Origin of the sequence: Kitasatospora sp. NPDC057500, from assembly GCF_042802195.1 — a bacterium.
In the GTDB taxonomy this organism is placed as follows: Bacteria; Actinomycetota; Actinomycetes; order Streptomycetales; family Streptomycetaceae; genus Kitasatospora.
This window is the reverse complement of record NZ_JBHVER010000344.1, coordinates 1-4,997: the sequence shown is the minus strand read 5'-3', so window position 1 is coordinate 4,997 and position 4,997 is coordinate 1. Positions and strand designations below refer to the sequence as shown.

The 4,997-nt window shown below is 72.6% G+C and carries 4 protein-coding genes; all 4 read right to left on the bottom strand.

What is annotated here, in order from left to right; genetic code table 11:
* Positions 1–77 precede the first annotated feature (77 nt).
* The 4 genes from ACFU74_RS36015 to ACFU74_RS36000 all read right to left on the bottom strand — a co-directional run bounded on the left by ACFU74_RS36015 (position 78) and on the right by ACFU74_RS36000 (position 4,712).
* Complete coding sequence (locus ACFU74_RS36015; RefSeq protein WP_380764346.1) at positions 78–839, bottom strand: DUF3159 domain-containing protein; 762 nt, start codon at positions 837–839, stop codon at positions 78–80.
* On the bottom strand, positions 836–1,243 hold the full coding sequence (locus tag ACFU74_RS36010; protein WP_380764345.1) for an OB-fold nucleic acid binding domain-containing protein: 408 nt from the start codon (positions 1,241–1,243) through the stop codon (positions 836–838). The genes ACFU74_RS36015 and ACFU74_RS36010 overlap by 4 nt, the downstream gene beginning before the upstream one ends.
* Positions 1,244–1,354: 111 nt before the next feature.
* Entirely contained in the window at positions 1,355–2,035 is a 681-nt protein-coding gene (locus ACFU74_RS36005; RefSeq protein ID WP_355376066.1) for a response regulator, read from the bottom strand.
* Between the two features lie 73 nt (positions 2,036–2,108).
* Positions 2,109–4,712 (bottom strand): ATP-binding protein, encoded by a 2,604-nt coding sequence (locus ACFU74_RS36000; protein WP_380764344.1) that lies wholly within the window; start codon positions 4,710–4,712, stop codon positions 2,109–2,111.
* Positions 4,713–4,997 lie beyond the last annotated feature (285 nt).

Genomic DNA, 4,997 nt, shown 5'->3' with positions numbered 1-4,997 from the left:
CTCGTTTCGAGTGCGGGCCCTCGGCCGTGGGGGTCGTGCGGGTCGTGCCGCCCGCCGACGTGCTGCTTGCCTGCGCGCTACTTGCCTGCGTAGGGATCGCCGACGGGGTGTTCCTCCGCCGGCTCCTCGTCCAGCTGCGCCTTGATAGGCGGCGGCGCCTTCAGCAGGATCTGCCAGGTCACGTACATCGCCAGCAGCAGCGGCGGGATGCCCAGGGCGACCTTGAGCCAGCCCAGCAGGTTGACGTTGTGCGTGAAGTAGAGCGGGAAGAGGATCACCGGCTTGATGCCCATGATCAGCACCCACGCCCAGGTCGCCTTGGTGTAGGCGGCCAGCCGGCCCGGGTTCTGCTTGCGCCAGGTGAACATCTCGCCGGTCACCGGGCCGAGCATGATGCCGATCAGCGGCCAGCGGACCAGCGCCGAGACGGCCAGGCCCACGCAGTAGCCGACGTTCCAGAGCAGACCCGGCAGGTAGAAGTCCTCCGCCTTGCCGGTCTTCATCGAGACCCAGGCGCTGATCGCGACACCGAACACGCCGCTGAAGGCGTGCTGGACGGTCTCCCGCTTCAGCAGCCGCACCACCACGAACAGCACGGTCAGGCCCAGCGCCGCCCAGGCGGCCGTCGGCACCTTGTGGGTGATGTTGTAGGTGATGATGAAGACCAGGCCGGGCAGGGTCATGTCGATCATGCCCCGGACCCCGCCGAACGCCTTCATCACGGTGTCGGCGGCCTCGCGGGAGGCCTGCGCCTGCCGGGCCGCCTCCTCCTCGGGGGCGATCCCCACCAGGCCGAGCTGGGCGGCGGGCTCGCCGCCGGGCTGGTTGCTCACGCTCATTCGCTCCCGTGTCCGACCGGACGCAGCTCGTAGCGGGGGTTGAACAGCACCCGGCGGCCGCGCGCGTGGCTGATCCGGCCGCTGGCGACCAGACGGCGCCCCGGCTCGATGCCCGCGATGGAGCGGCGCCCGAGCCAGACCACGTCCAGCGCCTCGGTGCCGTCGAAGAGCTCCGCCTCCAGGGCGGGAACCCCGGCCCGCGGGCGGAGCGTCACGGTGCGCAGGGTGCCGGCGACGGTGACCAGCTGCCGGTCCCCGCACCTGGCGATCGGAGTGCAGCCCGACTCCGCGGCGCTCTCCTGGCGCAGCTCCTCGGCCTCCAACTCCTCGGTGGAGGAGGTCAGCCGGCTGAGCATGCGGCGGAAGCGCCCCTGCGGCGGCCCGCTGCTGTTGTCACCACTCATGCCGGAAGGGTACCGGTTCCGGGGGCCCCGGCGGCAGGCCGCACAAGCCGCCCGCCCTCTCCGCGGGCGTCCCGCGACCGCCGCCGGGGCGCCGGGACCGGCCCCGCCCGCTCACCCTTCGAAGCGGTAGCCCATGCCCGGCTCGGTGATGAAGTGCCGCGGGTGCGAGGGGTCGCGTTCGAGCTTGCGCCGCAGCTGGGCGAGGTAGACCCGCAGATAGTTCGTCTCGGTCCGGTAGGCCGGGCCCCAGACCTCCTGGAGCAGCTGGGTCTGGCTGACCAGCCGACCCGCGTTGCGGACCAGGACCTCCAGCAGATGCCACTCGGTCGGGGTAAGGCGGATGTCGGCGCCGTCGCGGTTCACCTTCTTCGCCGCCAGGTCGACGGTGAAGCTGTCGGTGACCACCACCGAGCCGTCCTCCCCGGCGACCGGCTCGGCCCGGCGGACGGCGGCGCGCATCCGGGCCAGCAGCTCGTCCATGCCGAAGGGCTTGGTGACGTAGTCGTCGGCGCCGGCGTCCAGCGCCTCGACCTTCTCGTCGGAGGCGTGCCGGGCGGAGAGCACGATGATCGGCACCCGGGTCCAGCCGCGCAGGCCCTTGATCACCTCGACCCCGTCCATGTCGGGCAGGCCCAGGTCGAGGACGACGACGTCGGGGTGGCGGGCGGCGGCGAGCTCCAGGGCGCTCGCGCCGTCGTGCGCCGCGTCGACCTCGTACTTGCGGGCCTTGAGGTTGATCACCAGCGCGCGGACGATCTGCGGTTCGTCGTCCACGACGAGGACCCGGGTCATGCGGGCTCCGCCTTTCAGGGCTGTCATTCGGATCGGAAGTGGTCGTTCGACGGTCGTCCGAGGACGGAACCGGTCATGCGGGGGTCGGCTCCGGACCGTCGGGGACCGTGGGGACCGTCCCGTCGGGGACCGTGGGGACCGGGACGCGTGCGACGGCGGGCAGGGTGACGACCATGGTCAGCCCGCCGCCCGGGGTGTCCTCGGCGGACACCGTGCCGTCCATCGCCTCGACGAACCCTCGCGCCACCGCGAGCCCGAGCCCCACTCCGGCACCGCGCGGCGCGTCCCCGTACCGCTGGAACGGCGCGAAGATCCGCTCCTTGGCGTCCTCCGGCACCCCCGGCCCCCGGTCCACGATCCGCAGCTCCACCCGGCCCGGCCCGGCCGCCGGCTCCAGCGCGTCGGCCTTGACCAGCACCTTCACCCCGTCCGGGCTGTACTTGACGGCGTTCTCGATCAGATTGGCCAGGGACCGCTCCAGCAGTCCGCCGTCGGCCCGGATCATCGGCAGGCTCTCCGGCACGTCCAGCCGCACCGCCCCCGGCGGCACCCCGCCCAGTGCGAACGGCACCACCTCGTCCAGGTCGGTCTCCTGGATCAGCGGCGTGACCGTCCCCGTCTGCAGCCGGCTCATGTCCAGCAGGTTGTTGATCAGATGGTCGAGCCGGTCGGCACCGGCCTCGATCCCCGCCAGCAGCTCCGCCTCGTCCTCCTCGTCCCACTCCACGTCCGCCGAACGGAGCGAGCTCACCGAGGCCTTGATCCCCGCGAGCGGTGTGCGCAGGTCGTGCGAGACGGCCGCCAGCAGGGCGGTGCGGATGCGGTTCCCCTCGGCCTCCCGCCGGGCGGCCGCCGCCTCCCCCGCCAGCCGCCGGCGCTCCAGCAGCACGGCCGCCTGTGCGGCGAAGGCCCCCAGCAGCCGGCGGTCCTCACCCGGCAGCACCCGCCCGCGCAGCACCAGCGCCAACGTCTCCCCGACCGGAACGTCCACATCGGCCGTCTCCGGCCGCTCGGGCGGACGCGGGCCCGCCGTCGCCACCGCCTGCCACTCGCCCACCCGGTCGGGCCGCTCCAGCAGGGCCACCGACTCCTGCTGGAAGGTCTCCCGGACCTGCTCCAGCAGCGCGGTCAGCACCCCGTCCCCGTTCGGCGACCCGCGCAGCACCGTCCCGGCCAGCGCGCTCAGCGTCTGCGCCTCGGTCTGGCTGCGCGAAGCCTGGTGGGTGCGCCGGGCCGCCAGGTCGACCACCGAGGCCACGGCCATGCCGACCGCGGTGAATATCGCCACCGCCATGATGTTCTGCGGTTCGTCGATCGTGAACGTGTGGATCGGCGGCGCGAAGTAGTAGTTCAGCGCGGTGGACCCGACCAGCGCCGAGGCGACAGCCGGGAACAGCCCGCCCACCAGCGCCGCGCACACCGTCAGCGACAGGAACAGCATCATGTCCGTGGTCAGGCCCAGGCCGTGCACGTTGATGAGCACCAGCGCCAGCAGCGGCGGCCCCGCCACCCCGATCAGCCAGCCCGCGACCGTCCGCGTGCGGCCCAGGTCGGTCACCTTGCGGATCGGGATCCGCCCGCGGCCCTTCGCGGCGTGCTCATGGGTGACGATGTGCACGTCGATGTCGCCGGACTCACGGGTCACCGTGCCGCTCACACCCGGCCCGTAGACGTACTGCCAGGCCGGCCGACGGCTGGTGCCCAGCACGATCTGGGTCGCGTTCACCCCGCGCGCGAACTCCAGCAGCCCGGCGGCCGGATCGTCGCCCAGCACCGCGTGGTACGAACCGCCCAGACTCTCCACCAGCGCCCGCTGCTCGATCAGCGTCTGCGACGACCCCGAGCCCGAGCCGGCCAGCCCGTCCGAGCGGGAGATGTGCACGGCCAGGAGCTCGCCACCCGACCCCCGGGCCGCGATCCGGGCCGCCCGACGGATCAGCGTCGCCCCCTCCGGCCCGCCCGTCAGACCGACGACGATCCGCTCGCGCGCCTGCCAGGTCCCCTGGATGCCCTGCTCGGCCCGGTACTTCTGCAGGTACTCGTCGACCCGGTCGGCCGTCCACAGCAGCGCCAGCTCGCGCAGCGCCGTCAGGTTCCCCGGCCGGAAGTAATGGGCGAGCGCCGCGTCGATCTTCTCCGGCGCGTACACGTTGCCGTGCGCCAGCCGGCGCCGGAGCGCCTGCGGCGACATGTCGACGAGCTCGATCTGGTCGGCCCGACGCACCACCTCGTCCGGCACCGTCTCCCGCTGCCGCACCCCCGTGATGCCCTCGACGACGTCGCCGAGCGACTCCAGGTGCTGGATGTTCACCGTCGAGATGACGTCGATCCCGGCCGCGAGCAGCTCCTCGACGTCCTGCCACCGCTTCTCGTTGCGGCACCCCGGCACATTGGTGTGCGCCAACTCGTCCACCAGCGCCACCTGCGGCCGGCGCACCAGCACCGCGTCCAGGTCCGTCTCCGTGAACACGGCCCCGCGGTGCGTCAGCTCCCGCCGCGGCACCACCTCAAGACCGGCGACCTGCTCGGCCGTGTGCCGGCGCCCGTGGTCCTCGACGAACGCCACCACGACGTCCGTCCCCCGCTCCGCCCGCCGGTGCGCCTCCGCGAGCATGGCGTACGTCTTGCCGACCCCGGGGGCCGCCCCGAGGTAGATCCGCAGCCTGCCGCGTCCCATGTGCACCATTCTTGATCCGGCCGAGCCTGGCGGCCATCCCGGACACCAGTTCCCTTCGCCTTCGAGACTACGGCGCAGGCTCCGTTTTGCCAGCGATCTGGGCCCTGAGCTGGGAGTTTTAGCGCCATTTTGATGGGGTCACCCAGAGCGGCGGAGGCTCACCGGGCAGCGCCGGCCGAGAACGGGCCCGGAACGCGAAGAACCCCCGCCGGAATACCGGCGGGGGTTCTTCTCAAAATTTGTTCGGCGGCGTCCTACTCTCCCACAGGGTCCCCCCTGCAGTAC